Here is a 16,355-nt window from a genome sequence, read left to right on the forward strand (position 1 = left end):
TAGGTCGGTTTATTCCGGCAGAAGGGCTTGGAATAGGCGAGAGCCTCATGTAAAGAGCCGCCAGAATTCTTACTTATGTCCGTCTCCAGGCGGGCAGGACTGGACCCATGCAGACAGTATTGATTGTCATCCATCTCATGATCGTGCTCGCCCTCGTCGGCGTCGTGCTCATCCAGCGCTCGGAAGGCGGCGGCCTCGGCATCGGCGGCGGTTCGGGCTTCATGTCGGCCCGCGGCACGGCCAATGCGCTGACCCGCACAACCGCGATCCTGGCGACCCTGTTCTTCCTCACCTCGCTCGGTCTCGGCATATTGACGCGCTACGAGGGCCGTCCGAGCGACATCCTCAACCGCATCCCCGCGACGAGCGGCCAGGGCAACGGCATTCTCGATTCGCTCGGCGGCGGCACACAGCCCCCGGCGAACCAGCCGGCCGGCAACGGCGTTCCGAGCAGCGGTGCGGCTGCGCCCGCACAACAGGCTCCGGCCGCGCAAGCTCCCGCAGCAGAGGCTCCGGCAGCCACCGCTCCTTCGACGACTGCTCCGGCAGCAACTGACCCATCCACGACTGCGCCGGCAACGCCCGCAGCCCCGGCCACGCCGGCACCGGCTCAGCCCTCCGGCGTCCCGACGGGACAGTAAACCGGGCTTCGACATAAACCGCCGGCAGGCCCTCGGGTCTGCCGGTTTTCTTTTGTGCAGATTCCCGGTCAGGCTCCGAAAATTCTGGAAAAGAATTTTTGGGCTGGTGGAATCGTTTTTGAAAAGGTATCCGGTGAATCCCATGGCGCGATACGTATTCATCACTGGCGGCGTGGTTTCCTCTCTCGGAAAAGGAATTGCGGCCGCGGCTCTCGGAGCGTTGCTGCAGGCCCGTGGATATCGGGTGCGGCTTCGCAAGCTCGACCCCTATCTGAACGTGGACCCGGGCACGATGAGCCCGACCCAGCACGGCGAGGTCTTCGTCACCGACGACGGCGCGGAAACCGATCTCGATCTTGGCCACTACGAGCGCTTCACAGGCCGTTCGGCAACCAAGACGGACAACATCACCACCGGCCGCATCTACAAGAACATCATCGACAAGGAACGGCGCGGCGACTATCTCGGCGCGACGGTGCAGGTCATTCCGCACGTCACCAACGAGATCAAGGATTTCGTCACCGAGGGCAATAAGGATTACGACTTCGTCATCTGCGAGATCGGCGGCACGGTCGGCGACATCGAGGCGATGCCCTTCATGGAGGCAATCCGCCAGCTCGGCAACGACCTGCCGCGCGGCACCGCCGTCTACGTGCATCTGACGCTGATGCCTTACATTCCGGCCGCCGGCGAGCTCAAGACCAAGCCGACCCAGCATTCGGTGAAGGAGCTGCAGGCGCTTGGCATTCACCCCGATATCCTGCTGGTGCGCGCCGACCGCGAAATTCCGGAAGCCGAGCGCCGCAAGCTCTCGCTGTTCTGCAACGTGCGTCCGTCGGCCGTCATCCAGGCGCTCGATGTGGCCAACATCTACGACGTGCCGATGGCCTACCACAAGGAAGGCCTCGACGACGAAGTGCTCGCGGCTTTCGGCATCGAGCCGGCGCCGAAGCCGCGCCTCGACCAGTGGGAAGAGGTCTGCAACCGCATCCGTACGCCGGAAGGCGAGGTGACGATCGCGATCGTCGGCAAATATACCGGTCTGAAGGATGCCTATAAGTCGCTGATCGAGGCGCTGCATCACGGCGGCATCGCCAATCGGGTCAAGGTCAAGCTCGAATGGATCGAGTCGGAGGTCTTCGAAAAGGAAGATCCCGCACCTTATCTCGAAAAGGTGCATGGCATCCTGGTGCCCGGTGGCTTCGGCGAGCGCGGCTCCGAGGGCAAGATCCATGCGGCGCGCTTCGCCCGCGAGCGCAAGGTGCCTTATTTCGGCATCTGCTTCGGCATGCAGATGGCCGTCATCGAGGCGGCGCGCAATCTCGCTGATGTGCCGGACGCGTCGTCGACCGAGTTCGGCCCGGCGAAGGAGCCGGTGGTCGGCCTGATGACAGAGTGGGTCAAGGGCAACGAGCTGCAGAAGCGCACGGCGGCCGGCGATCTCGGCGGCACCATGCGCCTCGGCGCCTACAAGGCGGCGCTGAAGAAGGGCACGAAGATCTCGGAGATCTACGGCTCGACGGATATTTCCGAGCGTCATCGCCACCGGTACGAGGTCAATATCGACTACAAGGACCGGCTCGAGAGCTGCGGCCTCGTCTTCTCCGGCATGTCGCCGGATGGCGTGCTGCCGGAGACGATCGAATATCCCGATCATCCCTGGTTCATCGGCGTGCAATACCATCCCGAACTGAAGAGCCGGCCGCTCGATCCGCATCCGCTGTTTGCAAGCTTCATCGAAGCAGCAACCGAGCAGAGCCGTCTCGTCTGACGACTGCGGCGCCAGATCGCGCGGCTATCGCGCGATCTCGTCAATCAGCCATTCTATTTTCAGGCAGCGGTCGGCAGCGGCCCGATATAGACCGAACGCGGGCGGATCAGCCGGCCGTCGAGCGCCTGTTCGCGAGCATGCGCCAGCCACCCCACAGTGCGGCCGATCGCAAAGACGCCGGTGAAGGCCTGGCGCGGGAAGCCCAGCGCTTCAAGCAGCAGCGCGGTATAGAATTCGACATTGACCTCGAGCCGCCGGTTGGGCTTGCGCGCTTTCAGGATCGCCAATGCGGCGGCTTCCACCGCCTCGGCGAGTTCGACGCGGGCGCTGTCGACCTGGCCTGACGAGATCAAAGGCGTCAGCGCGCCTTTCAGCGCATCGGCGCGGGGATCGCGGACGCGGTAGATGCGGTGGCCGAAGCCCATCAGCCTTTCGCCGCGATCGAGTGCATCGGCGAGCCATGTGCCGGCATTATCCGGCGTTCCCACCGCATCCAGCATATCGAGGACGGGACCGGGCGCGCCGCCATGCAGCGGCCCCTTCAGCGCGCTCAACGCCGCCAGAACCGAAGAGGTGAGGCCAGCCTGGGTCGAGGCGATGACCCGCGATGCGAAGGTCGAGGCGTTGAGCCCATGATCTGATATCGTCACGAGATAGGCGTCGAGTGCCGCCGTCTGCTCTCTGGTCGGCAATCGTCCGATCAGCATGCGCAGGATATCGGCCGCTTGCGGCAGCGAGGCGTCGGGCGCGATCGGTTTCTGCCCGCGCTGCAGCCTGAGAATCGCCGGCAGGAAGACCGCCGGCGCTGCCAGAAGGCTGAGCGCGATGTCGAAATCCTCGCCATCGGGCAGCCGGGCTAACAGTGCCCGCATCGCATCGACCGGCGGCAAGGCGATCAAGGCGGCGTCGGCGGCTTTGATATGGGCGAAAACCTTCGTTCGTGCCTGTGCCAGCCAATCGCGTAAGAGCACCTCATCGAAGCTTCGCTCCATCAGGCCGTCGAGCAGCAGTGCAGCGACGCGCTCATAGGTGCCGCCTGCGACCAGATGATCCAGCGATACGCCGCGGATGATCAGTCGACCCGCTTCGCCATCGACATCCGACAGCTGCGTTTCGGCGGCAATAACATCTTCCAGCCCGTTTTTCATGTGGGTTCTCCTTTACGGCTCGAATGATCCGACCTAGTCTTATTGACGTCAATCTTGACGCAATTGATCAATGTGAGGCTGTGATGCCGTGGTTGACCACCCACGAGGCGCTGCAGGCGCTGAAGACCAAACCGCAGACGCTCTACGCCAATGTCAGCCGAGGGCGCATCCGCGCCAAGCCCGATCCCGCCGATCCGCGCCGCAGCCTCTATCACGCTGCCGACGTGCGGCGGCTTGCAGATCGCCATGCCGGCCGCCGCAAGGCCGAAATAGTGGCGGCCGAGACGATCCGCTGGGGCGATCCCGTACTTTCCTCGGCAATCTCCACCGTGACGGGCGGACGCCTTTTCTATCGTGGGAAGGATGTGGCCGGTTTCGCCGAGACGGCGACGCTGGAGCAGACCGCGGCATTGCTGTGGAATGGAGCGGAGACGCCTGCCTCCTCGACCGCGACCACGCATGGCTCTCCATCGCTTCAGGCCGCGTTCCTGGCGCTTGCCGGGCGGGTGACATCGGACCTGCCGTCGCTTGGCCGCTCGCCGGCGGCACTCCGGCGCGAGGCGCACGGAATTCTCGCCACGATCGCAGATGCGTTGGCACCAGGCGCTTCGGACCGGCCGCTGCATCTCAGGCTTGCGGCAAGCTGGCAGCGGCCGGAGGCCGGCGAATGCCTGCGTCGCGCGTTGGTGCTGCTTGCCGATCATGAACTCAACGCCTCGGCCTTTGCTGCACGAGTCACGGCCTCATCGGGTGCGGCGCTATCGGCCGCCGTAATTTCCGGCTTGGCGACGCTGACGGGACCGCTGCACGGCGCCGCCTGGCAGAGCGTGGATGCATTGATCGAGGCAACCTGCGCCCTCGGTCCGGCGCAGGCCATCCGCCGCACCCTTGCCCAGGGCAATCGCTTATCCGCCTTCGGTCATCCGCTTTATCCGGACGGAGATATCAGAGCGTTGGCGCTGCTTTCGCAATTTTCACTGCCACCTGAGTTCGCCGAGGTCAGGGATAGGGGCGAGGAGATCGTCGGGGAAAAGGTCAATGTCGATTTCGCGCTTGCCGCGATGGCGGCAGCCTTCGATCTGCCGAGAGAGGCGCCGATCGTCATTTTTTCGCTTGCACGCTGCACCGGCTGGCTCGCGCATGCGATGGAGCAGATCGAAAGCGGCGAATTGATCCGGCCACGGGCACGTTATACCGGACCGGCGCCCGATATGAAGAGCAGCACTTGAGGATGCGCGGTTCGCTTTTTTTCGCCTATTGAAATATCCGAATTCGGCTATCATGCCTCGTATGGAAGAAGACGGTTGGCGGGCGCTTTCGCAGATGCAGTTCCGCCCGGTCACGGGGGCTTTCCATGAATATAACGTTTCTCAAGCTGTTTGCCGCCGGGCTCGCTGCCGGCCTCATTCCGCAGGGCGCGGTACTCGCGCAATCTGCGGGCTGCGCGATCTCGCGCGATGGCGGCGCCCGCCAGACGCTCAGTTGCCCTGGTGGCGTCAAGGTGACCGCGGAGGCCGGCGCGTCTTTCCAACTCTCCGACCGCAATCGCGACGGCAGTCCCGATTCGGCCTCGCTGCGACGCAAGGCCATCCTCGTCGATGTCGACGGCAGTCAGCATGCGGGTGGTTTCCAGGTGGTGACACCGCAGGCGATCGCTGCCGTGCGCGGCACGCAATGGGCTGTCGACGTCGCGGGCGGCAAGACCTCGGTCCTTGTCGTCAGAGGCAGCGTGGCCGTCCGCCGGCCTGCCGGCGAGCCGGTGGTGTTGTCTCCGGGCGAGGGCGTCGATGTTAGCAGCGGAACCGAACCGCTGGTCGTGCGCCGCTGGCCCGCGCCCCGTGTCGCCGCCCTTCTTGCCCGCCTCGGCCAATAAATGCCATGAGTCATCGCCTGCTGACCATGATCGCGCTGCTGCTGGCCGGTCTTTGGAGCGCGGCGCTCGGCTATCTCAATCTCAATGGCGGGATAGGCTTTCTCGACCGGATGGAGGCCTCGCTCGCCGACATTCGCAGCATCGTCGTCGGAGCGAAGGCGCCGCCTCCCGTCGTCTCGATCGTCGCAATCGACGACCGTACGGCGGCGGCCCACGGCTATCCGCTCGACCGGGCGACACTGGCGCGTCTGGTCAATGCAATCAACGCTTTGAAGCCGAAGGCACTGGCTCTCGACATCCTCCTCGTCGATCCGGGACCGGAGGAGGGCGATGCAGCACTGACCGCTGCCCTTGGAGAGGGACCGAGCGTGATTGCGGCGGCGGCCACCTTTGTGCAGAGCCGGCAGCGGGTTACCGACTTGGCAGACGATCCGCTTGCCGCCATCCCTGAAGCAGATCAGCTTCTCTTGCCGCTTCCGCGCTTTGCCAGCGCGGCCGCGGTCGGTGTCGTCAATGTCGCCACCGACCAGACCGGCACGCCTCGTTTCATTCCACTGATCTCGCGCGCCGCAGACCGGTTGGATCCGGCTTTTCCGCTGCGAGCCGCCTCGGTGGCGCTCGGTGTCGATCCCAGCATCGAACGCGATGCGATCATGCTCGGAGCATTGCGCATTCCCACGGATATCGGCCAGCGCCTGCCGGTGACCTTCTATGGCCGGCGCGGCAGCATCGCCACGTCAAGCGCCGCCGACGCGCTTGACGGCAAGCTTGCGGCGGACGCGGTCACCGGCCGCATCGTCGTCATCGGCTCGACCGTCACCGGTGGCGGCGACGTCTTCCCGACGCCCTTCGATCCCGTGATGCCGGGCGTCGAGGTGATGTCGACCGCGATCACCCATCTCGTCACTGGCGACGGCATGGTGCGCAACCACAGGATCAGGCTGATCGATGCCGCCATCGCCGTCGGGCTGGCGATCATGCTGATTTCGCTGACCGCCTGGCGGCGAAGTGCTGCGGGCTATGCAATCATAGTGCTGGTGCTGGTCGTCTGGGCAATGCTCAATCTGGCGGCGTTTGCGCATGGTTATTGGCTGAGTGCCGCCCTGCCGATCGCCGCAGCGTTGCCGCCAGTGCTGATCTTCGGCGCAGCCGAGCTCTGGCTCGACCGCGGCCGCGCCCGCCATTTCGCCGAGCAGAGCGCGCTGCTGCAGCGCATCGAGGCGCCCGGTCTTGGAGAATGGCTGGCGCGCCATCCGAACTTCCTCGCCGCCCCGGTGCGCCAGAACGCGGCCGTCGTCTTCATCGATCTCTCGGGCTTCACCGGCCTCAGCGAAACCCTCGGGCCGGTCAGGGTGAGCGAAATGCTAAGCGGTTTCTTCGAAATCATCGATGAGGAGGCACGGGCCCACGGCGGCGCCATCACCAGCTTCATGGGCGACGGGGCGATGATCCTGTTTGGCCTGCCGGAAGTCGCCGACGACGATGCCGCCCGGGCCATCGCCTGCGCGGTCAGGCTCTGCGAGCGCACCCGCGCCTGGCTTCGGACGCAGGGGGGCTTTGCCGGGAAGAACATCGGTTTCAAGGTTGGCGCCCATTGTGGGCCGATCGTCGCCTCTCGGCTCGGCACCGGCGACAGGCAACAGATCACGGCGGCGGGCGATACGGTGAACGTCGGAAGCCGCCTGATGGAGGTCGCCGCCCGTCATGGCGTCGAGCTGGCGCTCAGCGCCGAAATCGTCGGCGCCGCAGGCCCGGACAGCGTGCTCCTCAAATCAGGCCGGATCGAAGGGCCGCTGGAAACCGAACTGCGCGGCAGGGCAAGCCATATCGATGCCTGGCTGTGGCGCAGCCGCACGCTTTGACAATCGCTGCGGGAGCGGCTAGGAACGGCGCCAATATCCCGCCGGCTGGCTCCGGCCATGGCGCATTTCGCGCCTGAAAGCTCCGAAAGATCGAACTCATGACAGAATTCAACGGCGTCGTTCCGGCGATCGCCAAGGCGTTGCAGAAACGCGGTTACGCCGAACTTACCCCGGTACAGCAGGCGATGCTCGATCCGGCGCTTGCCGCTTCGGACGCACTCGTCTCGGCCCAGACCGGCTCCGGCAAGACTGTCGCCTTCGGATTGGCGCTGGCGCCGACGCTGCTCGACGGCAGCGAACGCTTCGGCAACGCCGGAGCGCCGCTCGCCCTCGTCATCGCGCCGACGCGCGAGCTTGCCCTGCAGGTGAAGCGCGAACTCGAATGGCTTTATGAGATGACCGGTGCGGTGATATCAAGCTGCGTCGGCGGCATGGACATCCGCAGCGAGCGCCGGTCGCTCGAGCGCGGCGCCCATATCGTCGTCGGCACACCCGGCCGGCTCTGCGATCATATCCGCCGCCATGCACTCGACATGTCGGAGCTGAAGGCCGCCGTGCTCGACGAGGCCGACGAGATGCTCGATCTCGGCTTCCGCGAGGATCTGGAATTCATTCTCGACTCGGCGCCGGACGAGCGCCGCACGCTGATGTTTTCGGCGACGGTGCCGGCGGCGATCGCCAAGCTCGCCAAGAGCTACCAGCGCGATGCCGTGCGGATCAGCACCGCGGCCGAGGAGAAGCAGCATGTCGATATCGAATATCGAGCGCTTGTCGTGGCCCCGAGCGACCGCGAGAACGCGATCATCAACGTGTTGCGCTATTACGAGGCGACCAACGCCATCGTGTTCTGTTCGACGCGCGCCGCCGTCAATCATCTGACCGCGCGCTTCAATAACCGCAATTTTTCCGTGGTAGCGCTGTCCGGTGAGCTGACGCAGAACGAGCGCAGCCACGCGCTGCAGGCGATGCGAGACGGGCGCGCCCGCGTCTGCATCGCAACCGACGTCGCCGCCCGCGGCATTGACCTGCCGGGTCTCGACCTCGTCATCCATGCCGACCTGCCGACCAATCCGGAAACGCTGCTGCATCGCAGCGGCCGCACCGGCCGGGCCGGTCGCAAGGGCATCAGCGCCATGATCGTGCCGCTGAATGCCCGGCGCAAGGCGGAACGCCTGCTGGAGAATGCCGGCATTTCGGCGGCCTGGGCGCGGCCGCCGTCGGCCGAGGAGGTGAGCGAACGCGACGACGAGCGGCTGCTTGCCGATCCGATCTTCCACGACGCGCCGCAGGAGGAAGAGCGGGGACTGGTGCAGCAACTGCTTTCCAGCCATGGCGCCGAAAAGCTCGCCGCCGCTTTCCTGCGCCTTTACCGCACCAATCATTCGGCGCCGGAAGATCTGATCGAGGTTACCGTTCAAGACGATCGCAGCCGTAAGCGCCGCGACAATGCCGCCCCCTTCGAGCCGGCGCAAAAGGGACCGCGCGAAGATTTCGGCCCGAGCGTCTGGTTCTCGGTCTCGGTCGGGCGCAAGCAGAATGCCGAGCCGCGCTGGCTGATCCCGATGCTCTGCCGCAACGGCAACGTCACGAAGCGCGAGATCGGCGCGATCAAGATGCAGCCCGAGGAAACCTATGTGGAGATTGCGGCAGCGAGCGCCGAGAGCTTCCTGAACGCCATCGGACCGAACAAGGCGCTCGAACGCGGTATCCGCGTGACGAGGCTTGCCGGCACGCCGGATTTCAGCCGCGCGTCGTCGCCGAAACCTTATGCCGACAAGGCCCGTGACGAACGGCCTGGCGAGGCGTTCCGTGACGAACGGCCGAAGAAAAAGTTCGGCAAGGGTTCGAGCGGCGGCTATGCGGCAGCCGACAATGGCGGCGGAGAACGGCGCGACGCCAAGCCCTGGAGCAAGAAGGCAAGCAAGCCCGGCTACGATGGCGCGAAATTCGACAAGCCCAGATATGACAAGCCCAAATTCGATGGCGGCAAATATGAAGGCAAAGGCGGAGCGAAAGGCAAATTCTCGAAGAAAAAGCCGGGCTGATTTCTATCGCGCAGGATTCTTGACCAGCAGGATCAGATGACGATGAAACACTCCGGCATATTTCGTGTCGATCCGGCCGCCTTCATCAAGGCCAATCTGCCGATAGCGGCGGTCCCGTCTATCCCCGAGATCCTGCTCCACTCGGCCGGGCCTGCGAGCGGCCTCTGGCGGCTTGCCGACCGCGGAGAGGCCGATCCGCCGCCGTACTGGGCCTATCCCTGGGCCGGCGGCGTCGTGCTTGCCCGCCATCTGCTCGACTGCCCGGAAAAGGTCGCCGGCCGCCGCGTCCTCGATCTCGGTGCCGGCTCCGGGCTGGTGGCCATCGCGGCGGCGAAGGCTGGAGCAGCGATGGTGATGGCGGTCGATGTCGATGCCAATGCCATTGCAGCAATCGGTCTCAACGCAGCAATCAACGGCGTGACCATCTCGGCGGTCGCCGCCGATATCCTCGATGCGCCGCCACCGGAAGCGACTGATCTGATCGTGGTCGGCGATCTTTTCTATGATCCCTCGCTTGCCCTGCGTGTATTGGCCTTTTTGCGGCTTTGCCGGGCAAGCGGCATAGAGGTGCTGGTCGGCGATCCCGAGCGAGCCTATTTGCCGGATCGAGAACTCAGGCGAATCTCGACACAGGCGGTTGCGGACTTCGGCGCGACTGCCAGCAGTAGCGCGGTGCAAGCGGGCGTTTTTTCGCTCTCCTGATCGGGAAGAGGCGAGACTATACGAGAAGATCCGGCCGCAGCAGCATGACCGGGCAGTGTGCTCCGGCCGGGAGTTCCGGCGCGTGCGGCGGACGGATAATGAGACAGTCGGCTTGCGCGAACACCTTCATCATCGAGGAATCCTGCTTGCCGAAGGGATCGGCGAGCCAGTTTCCGGAAACGGACTTCGTAAGTTTCGCTCTGATATAGTCCTGCCGGTGATCATTGGCGCGCAGTGTGACGGCAGCCTCCACCGTCGTCTCACGCCGTACCGGCGGCAGGGAGGCGAGCTTGCGAATCAGTGGCTCGAGGAACAGCAGCGAACAGACGAGGCTTGAAACCGGATTGCCGGGCAGGCCGAGCACATGGGTTTCGCCGAAGCTGCCGACCATCAGCGGTTTGCCGGGGCGCATGGCGATGCGCCAGAAATCGAGCTGCATCCCGGCTTCGATAAGTGTGGCCTGCACCAGATCATGATCGCCGACCGACGCGCCGCCGAGCGTGACGATGACATCGGCCTTGGCATCCCGGGCCTTATCGACCGCTGCGGTGATTTTTGCCTTGTCGTCGGGCACGATTCCGAGATCGAGCACATCGGCGCCGGCATTGCGGGCCAGGGCTGCGATACCGAAGGTATTGGAGGCGATGATCTGCGAAGGTCCGGGCGTGCTTCCGGGCGGCAGCAATTCGTCGCCGGTTGCCAGGATGGCAATCAGCGGGCGCTTGAGAACCTCGACATCGGGCCGGTTCATGCCGGCCGCGACCGTCAGCCGGGAGAAATCGAGCACGGTGCCGGCAGGCAGCACCGCTTCGCCTTCGGCGAAATCCTGACCGCGGGGGCGCACATGCTGGCCTAGCCGCACCGGGAACCTGGTTCTGATGCCGCCGTCGATCTTCTCCGCATCCTCCTGCAGCAGGACGCTATCGGCGCCCGGCGGAACAGGCGCGCCGGTGAAGATACGCACGGCCTCTCCCTGGCCGACGCTTCCGTCGAAGCCGTGGCCGGCGGACGACGTGCCGATGACCTTCAGTTCAGCACCCGCCTCCGGTGCGTCCTCGCGGCGCAGCGCATAGCCATCCATGGCCGAGGCATTGAAGGGCGGCTGGGTCAGGCGCGCGGTAAGATCAACCGCCAGAACGCGGCCTTCAGCCTCGGCCAGCGGCAGCGCCTCCGACGCAGCGACGGGCTTGGCGCGGGAGAGCAGGCGGTCCAAGGCGTCGGCGATCGGGAGAAGGTTCATCTTGCCTCCGGATGACGGAAATCGCCTGATTTGCCGCCGGACTTTTCGAGCAGCCTGATGGCGCCGATCTCCATAGCCTTGTCGGCGGCCTTGGCCATGTCATAGATCGTCAGACAGGCGACCGAGACGGCGGTCAGCGCCTCCATCTCAACACCGGTCTTGCCGGTCAGCTTGGCGGTGGCGGTGACGCGCAGGCCGGGCAGGGCGGCATCTTCCTCGATTTCGACCGTGACCTTGGTCAGCATCAGCGGATGGCAGAGCGGGATGAGATCGGCGGTGCGTTTTGCCGCCATGATGCCTGCAAGGCGCGCCGTGCCGATGACATCACCCTTCTTGGCGTTGCCCTGACGGATGAGCGCAAGAGTTTCCGGCGCCATCTTCACATGACCCTCGGCCGTGGCGATGCGCACCGTCTCGGCCTTGTCGGAGACATCGACCATATGCGCCTCGCCGGAGGCATCGATATGGGTCAGACCGGGCTTTGCGCCGCTCATATCATTCGGCCGCGATGGCGGCTTCGTCGAAGAGCAGCGCGCGGGTGGCCGCCGCCACGTCGTCCTTGCGCATCAGGCTCTCGCCGACAAGGAAGGTATTGATGTCGACGGCCTGCAGGCGCTGGCAATCGGCATGGGTGAAGATGCCGCTTTCTCCGACGAGGAGCCGATCACCGGGGACCATGGAGGCAAGCGTCTCGCTGACCGTCAGGCTGACTTCGAAGGTCCGCAGGTTGCGGTTGTTGATGCCGATAAGCGGCGAAGAGAGCTTCAGCGCCCGCTCCATTTCCGGCGCGTCGTGAACCTCGACCAGCACGTCCATGCCGAGCGAAAAAGCTTCGTCCTGCAGACGCTCTGCATCGTCATCGCTCAGCGACGCCATGATCAGCAGAATGCAATCGGCCCCCCAGGCGCGCGCCTCGTGGACCTGATAGGTCTCGAACATGAAATCCTTGCGCAGGGCGGGCAGCGCGCAGGCGGCTCGGGCCGCCGTCAGGAATTCCGGTGCGCCCTGAAAGCTCGGCGTGTCGGTCAGCACGGAAAGGCAGGCGGCGCCGCCGGCTTCATAGGCTTTTGCCAGCGCCGGCGGATCGAAGTCCGGGCGGATTAGGCCCTTGGATGGGCTTGCCTTCTTGATCTCGGCAATGAGACCGAACTGGCCAGCCTCACGCTTGGCAAGGAGCGCCCGATGAAATCCGCGAGGCGCTGACTGATCGGCCTGCATTGCCTTCAAATCGGCGAGCGACACCGCGGCTTTGGCGGCGGCTATTTCCTCGCGCTTATAGAGTTCGATCTTTTTCAGGATATCGGTCATCGGCCAATCCTAATCGATATCGTTGGAAACGGCGATGAGTTTGTCGAGGGCGAGCGCCGTGGCGCCGCTATCAAGCGAATGCGCGGCCAGCGCCATGCCGTCGCGGATCGTCTCGGCTTTGCCCGCGATGACGAGCGAAGCGGCCGCATTGGCGAGCGAGACATCGCGATAGGCATTCTTGGCGCCGCCGAGCACTTCGCGAAGCGCTGCGGCATTGGCGACGCCATCACCGCCCTTGATGTCGGCGAGCGTGCAGGGGCTGACGCCGAAATCGGCGGGCGACAGCTCGAAGGTACGGATCTTGCCGCCTTCGAGCGCCGCCACCTTGGTGACGCCGGTCGTGGTGATTTCGTCGAGGCCATCGCCATGCACCACCCAGACGCATTCGGAACCGAGATCGCGCATGACTTCCGCAAGCGCCACCAGCCATTGCGGCGAGAAGACGCCAAGCAGCTGGCGGCGGACGCCGGCTGGGTTGGAAAGCGGCCCGAGCAGGTTGAAGATGGTGCGCGTGCCAAGTTCGACGCGCGAGGGGCCGACGTGGCGCATGGCGGAATGATGCAGCTGGGCGAACATGAAGCCGACCCCCGCATCCGCGATGCAGCGCGTGATGATCTCGGGACCAACATCGATATTGACGCCGAGAGCTGCCAGATTGTCTGCTGCGCCCGATTTCGAGCTCAGTGCTCGGTTGCCGTGCTTGGCGACGGGCACACCGGCACCGGCGACGATCAGTGCAGCCAGCGTCGAGATATTATAGGTGCCGCTGGCATCGCCGCCGGTGCCGACGATGTCGATGGCATCGGCCGGCGCTTCGACGGTCAGCATTTTCGACCGCATGGTGGTGACGGCGCCGACGATCTCGTCGACGGTTTCGCCACGGACGCGCAGCGCCATCAGGAAGCCGCCGATCTGCGAGGGCGTCGCCTGGCCAGACATCAGGATCTCGAAGGCGGCACGGGCCTCGTCACGCGTCAGCGGCTCGCGGCTTGCGGCCTTGGCCAGGAACGGCTTCAGATCGGTCATAAAACCTCCTAGCGGACCGCCGCCTGTTCGGCGAGCGTCTGGTTGATCGAAGCCCCATACTGTGTCTGCAGCAGGTTGACCATCTGGTCGAGAATATCATCGCCGGCGGCATTGGCCATGGCGGTGAGCTGGGCGTCGCGGTTGTTCAGCACGTCGCCGGTCGGCTGGCTGTTGACCTCGGTGACCTTCATCAGGATCTGCGTCGAGGGATCGGCGCCGACCGCGCTCGCAACCGTATCGACAGGGCCGGAGAAAGCGGCCTTGACAGCGGCGCGTCCGAGAACCGGATCATCGGTGGAGCGTGTGATACCGCTCTTGCTTTCGACGGCAATGCCGAGCGGCGCTGCAATGTCCGCAAGGGCGGTGCCCTTTTGCGCCTGGGCCTTCGATTCATCGGCCTTCTTGGCGAGTTCGGCCTTCTGCTGCTCTGCTGTCCAGTCCTCGACGGCTTTCTCGCGCACCTCTGCAATCGGGCGGTCCCGGTCCGGCGTGATTTCGCGGACGTTGAACCAGACATAGCCGTCATTGCCGATCGGAAGTGGCGAGGCATCGACGCCGACGTCGGTCTTGAAGGCTTCGCCGAGCAGCTGCTGCTTGGCAGGAAGATCCTTGACCTCTTTGCCGTCCTTGTCGGCACCGGTCGCATCGACGGCGTCGACGGTCACCGCCTTGAGCTTCAGCTGACCGGCGATATCCTCGAGCGTCGCGCCGCCGGCGCGCATATCCTCGATACGGTCATGAACATTGATCACTTCCTGAGAAGCGTTGGAAAGCGCCAGCTGCTTGCGGATGTCTTCCTTCACCTCGTCGAAGTTCTTGACCGTTTCCGGCTTGATGTTGGTGATGCGCAGGATGACCGGGCCGAACGAGCCGTCGACGACAGGCGTCGTGCCGCCATCCTTCGACACCGCAAAAGCGGCATCGGCGACGGCCTGGTCGGGAACCTTGTCCTTGGTGAACTCGCCGAGCAGCACGTCGCTTGCCGTCTTGCCCTGGTCGGTGACCAGCTGGTCGAAGCTGGTGCCGCCCTTCAGCGCCGTTTCGGCGGCGGTGGCGAGATCCTTGCTGGTGAAGGTCAGCTGTTCGATCGTCCGGCTTTCCGGCGTGCGATAACTGTCCTTACCCTTCTCGAAAGCTTCGCGGATTTGGTCGTCGGTAACGGTCGCGGCATCGGCGATATCGGCCGGCTGCAGCTTGAGATAGATGAGCTTGCGGTATTCCGGTGCGCGGTAGCGTTGCTTGACGCCTTCGAACCAGCTCGCCAGCACGTCGTCGGCGGGCGCCTTGATCGGCTCGATATTGGCGTTGGTCAGCAAAAGGTAGTCTATGCTGCGGCTTTCATCGCCATAAAGCTTCAGTGCGTCGATCAGCGTCTTCGGCGCGGTAAAGCCGTTGGAAACGGCATCGACGATCTGGCTGCGGACGGCGACCCTGCTTCGCTCCCTGATGTAATCGTCCTGGCGGATGCCCGCATTGCGCAGGCGCGAAACGAACAGCTCGCGATCGAACTGGCCGTTGACAGCCTTGAAGGCCGGGTCGTCGGCAATCAGCTGGGCGAGACGATCCTCGGACAGGCCGAGGTTCATATCCTCGGCGAGCTGGTCGAGCGAGGCGCCGGCAACGAGCTGTGACAGCACCTGCTGCTCAATTCCGAAGGCGCGGGCCTGCTCGGGCGTGAGGCGCATGCCGAACTGCTGGCCGATGCTTGCCACCTGACGCTGATAGGCAAGGTGGAACTCGTTCACCCCCACCTTCTGATCGCCGACGGTCACGACCGTGGTGCTGCTGCCGCCAGATATCAGCTCGCGCGATATGCCCCAGATGCCGAAGGAGGCCACCAGGAGAAGCAGGAGCAGCTTGGCAACCCAGGTCTGAGCAGCTCTTCTCAGAAGATGGAACATGGAAACGCAAACCTCGCAGTATTTATTGACCCGCGCACGGGCAGACATTCGACGTTCCTTAAAACAAAGCCGACAGGAAATGAAGGGTTGTCACGCGAAAAGCTGCGCATGGCCGCAAGCGCGACGCAAGGCGTTGATGGCGAACAAAAGATCGGCTGCCGGCGGAACCTTTCAGGCCGCCATTTCGTTGAAGCGGCATCCCATGAAACAGGAGCAGACCATGGCAGAATTGAAAACCGCTTCCGCCGAATCCACCGCTGCGCGCGTCAAGGCGGATATCGCAGCAGACGATCTGTCGGCACAGGTTACGGCACTCCGTGAAGATCTCTCCAGATTGACGGACAGTGTGCGGGCGCTGGGGCAGGGGGCAAAGTCGGTGGTTACGGACGAAGCTTCGCTGATGACGGAACGGCTGCGCGACAAGGTTCGCGAAGAACCGATCATGGCGCTCGCGGTAACGGCAGGCGTAGCCTATCTTTTCGGCCTGCTGAGCCGCCGCTGAACACTGAATTCCGGACAGAAAAAGCCGGACGCATGGAGCGCCCGGCTTTTAGTCATGTCTGCCAGTAATGCAAGTCAGCGGCGGATGGCGCGGCCGATGAAGATCAGAATGCAGGCACCGATGAAGCCGGTGATCAGGTAACCAAGCCACCCCGCCAACGGCTGGATGTGCAACAGACCCAAGATCCAGTTGGCGACGATCGCGCCGACGATGCCGAGCAATATGTTCATGAGCACGCCCATATTGCTGCTCATGACTTTTTCTGCCAGCCATCCGGCAATGCCGCCGATGATGATGGCCGCAATCCAACCCACGCCTGCGTTTTCCATAGTGATC

The 16,355-nt window shown here is 64.3% G+C and carries 15 protein-coding genes; 8 read left to right on the top strand and 7 right to left on the bottom strand.

All coding sequences use genetic code 11. The annotated features are described in order from the left end of the window. Window positions 1-107: 107 nt before the first annotated feature. Both secG and ACQ7C1_RS29265 read left to right on the top strand, forming a co-directional pair. Window positions 108-641 (top strand): preprotein translocase subunit SecG, encoded by a 534-nt coding sequence (secG, locus tag ACQ7C1_RS29260; RefSeq protein ID WP_430960822.1) that lies wholly within the window; start codon window positions 108-110, stop codon window positions 639-641. A gap of 142 nt (window positions 642-783) precedes the next feature. Then, window positions 784-2,412 carry a CTP synthase gene (locus tag ACQ7C1_RS29265; RefSeq protein ID WP_004673124.1) on the top strand — a complete coding sequence of 543 codons (1,629 nt, stop codon included), beginning with the start codon at window positions 784-786 and terminating at the stop codon, window positions 2,410-2,412. Window positions 2,413-2,471: 59 nt separating this feature from the next. Here ACQ7C1_RS29265 and ACQ7C1_RS29270 read toward each other — a convergent pair whose 3' ends face one another. After that, window positions 2,472-3,560: a citrate synthase/methylcitrate synthase gene (locus ACQ7C1_RS29270; RefSeq protein WP_221112452.1), complete on the bottom strand. Its 1,089-nt coding sequence runs from the start codon at window positions 3,558-3,560 to the stop codon at window positions 2,472-2,474. A gap of 83 nt (window positions 3,561-3,643) precedes the next feature. On the opposite strand from ACQ7C1_RS29270, the gene ACQ7C1_RS29275 reads away from it, so the two are divergent. The 5 genes from ACQ7C1_RS29275 (at window position 3,644) to ACQ7C1_RS29295 (ending at window position 10,042) form a co-directional block, all read left to right on the top strand. Beyond that, complete coding sequence (locus ACQ7C1_RS29275; protein WP_430960823.1) at window positions 3,644-4,789, top strand: citrate synthase; 1,146 nt, start codon at window positions 3,644-3,646, stop codon at window positions 4,787-4,789. A gap of 125 nt (window positions 4,790-4,914) precedes the next feature. Then, window positions 4,915-5,433, top strand: coding sequence for a FecR domain-containing protein (locus ACQ7C1_RS29280; protein WP_097599339.1), 519 nt, complete (start codon window positions 4,915-4,917; stop codon window positions 5,431-5,433). Window positions 5,434-5,438: 5 nt separating this feature from the next. Then, window positions 5,439-7,295, top strand: a complete 1,857-nt coding sequence (locus tag ACQ7C1_RS29285) for a CHASE2 domain-containing protein (protein ID WP_430960824.1) — start codon at window positions 5,439-5,441, stop codon at window positions 7,293-7,295. Window positions 7,296-7,393: 98 nt separating this feature from the next. Continuing rightward, window positions 7,394-9,340: a DEAD/DEAH box helicase gene (locus ACQ7C1_RS29290; protein WP_430960825.1), complete on the top strand. Its 1,947-nt coding sequence runs from the start codon at window positions 7,394-7,396 to the stop codon at window positions 9,338-9,340. A gap of 42 nt (window positions 9,341-9,382) precedes the next feature. After that, on the top strand, window positions 9,383-10,042 hold the full coding sequence (locus tag ACQ7C1_RS29295) for a class I SAM-dependent methyltransferase (RefSeq protein WP_430960850.1): 660 nt from the start codon (window positions 9,383-9,385) through the stop codon (window positions 10,040-10,042). Between the two features lie 16 nt (window positions 10,043-10,058). Here the strand turns inward: ACQ7C1_RS29295 and ACQ7C1_RS29300 are convergent, their stop codons facing one another. From ACQ7C1_RS29300 to ACQ7C1_RS29320, 5 genes are read right to left on the bottom strand one after another with little or no spacing between them, the layout of a single operon-like run. Beyond that, complete coding sequence (locus tag ACQ7C1_RS29300; RefSeq protein ID WP_430960826.1) at window positions 10,059-11,282, bottom strand: molybdopterin molybdotransferase MoeA; 1,224 nt, start codon at window positions 11,280-11,282, stop codon at window positions 10,059-10,061. Further along, the gene (gene moaC / locus ACQ7C1_RS29305) at window positions 11,279-11,776 is read right to left on the bottom strand and encodes a cyclic pyranopterin monophosphate synthase MoaC (protein WP_430960827.1); all 498 of its coding nucleotides are present in this window, start codon (window positions 11,774-11,776) and stop codon (window positions 11,279-11,281) included. The genes ACQ7C1_RS29300 and moaC overlap by 4 nt, the downstream gene beginning before the upstream one ends. Before the next feature lies 1 nt (window position 11,777). Next, window positions 11,778-12,590 carry an indole-3-glycerol phosphate synthase TrpC gene (gene trpC, locus ACQ7C1_RS29310; RefSeq protein ID WP_430960828.1) on the bottom strand — a complete coding sequence of 271 codons (813 nt, stop codon included), beginning with the start codon at window positions 12,588-12,590 and terminating at the stop codon, window positions 11,778-11,780. A 9-nt stretch (window positions 12,591-12,599) separates the two neighbouring features. After that, entirely contained in the window at window positions 12,600-13,616 is a 1,017-nt protein-coding gene (gene trpD, locus ACQ7C1_RS29315; protein ID WP_430960829.1) for an anthranilate phosphoribosyltransferase, read from the bottom strand. Between the two features lie 8 nt (window positions 13,617-13,624). Next, complete coding sequence (locus ACQ7C1_RS29320) at window positions 13,625-15,517, bottom strand: SurA N-terminal domain-containing protein (protein ID WP_430960830.1); 1,893 nt, start codon at window positions 15,515-15,517, stop codon at window positions 13,625-13,627. Between the two features lie 220 nt (window positions 15,518-15,737). Here ACQ7C1_RS29320 and ACQ7C1_RS29325 point away from each other — a divergent pair, with 220 nt between their 5' ends. Next, the gene (locus tag ACQ7C1_RS29325) at window positions 15,738-16,019 is read left to right on the top strand and encodes a hypothetical protein (protein ID WP_085780070.1); all 282 of its coding nucleotides are present in this window, start codon (window positions 15,738-15,740) and stop codon (window positions 16,017-16,019) included. A 74-nt stretch (window positions 16,020-16,093) separates the two neighbouring features. Here the strand turns inward: ACQ7C1_RS29325 and ACQ7C1_RS29330 are convergent, their stop codons facing one another. Then, window positions 16,094-16,348, bottom strand: coding sequence for a GlsB/YeaQ/YmgE family stress response membrane protein (locus ACQ7C1_RS29330; protein WP_064802691.1), 255 nt, complete (start codon window positions 16,346-16,348; stop codon window positions 16,094-16,096). Between the last annotated feature and the right edge of the window lie 7 nt (window positions 16,349-16,355).

Origin of the sequence: Rhizobium sp. Nf11,1 (genome assembly GCF_050587665.1) — a bacterium.
GTDB lineage: Bacteria > Pseudomonadota > Alphaproteobacteria > Rhizobiales > Rhizobiaceae > Rhizobium.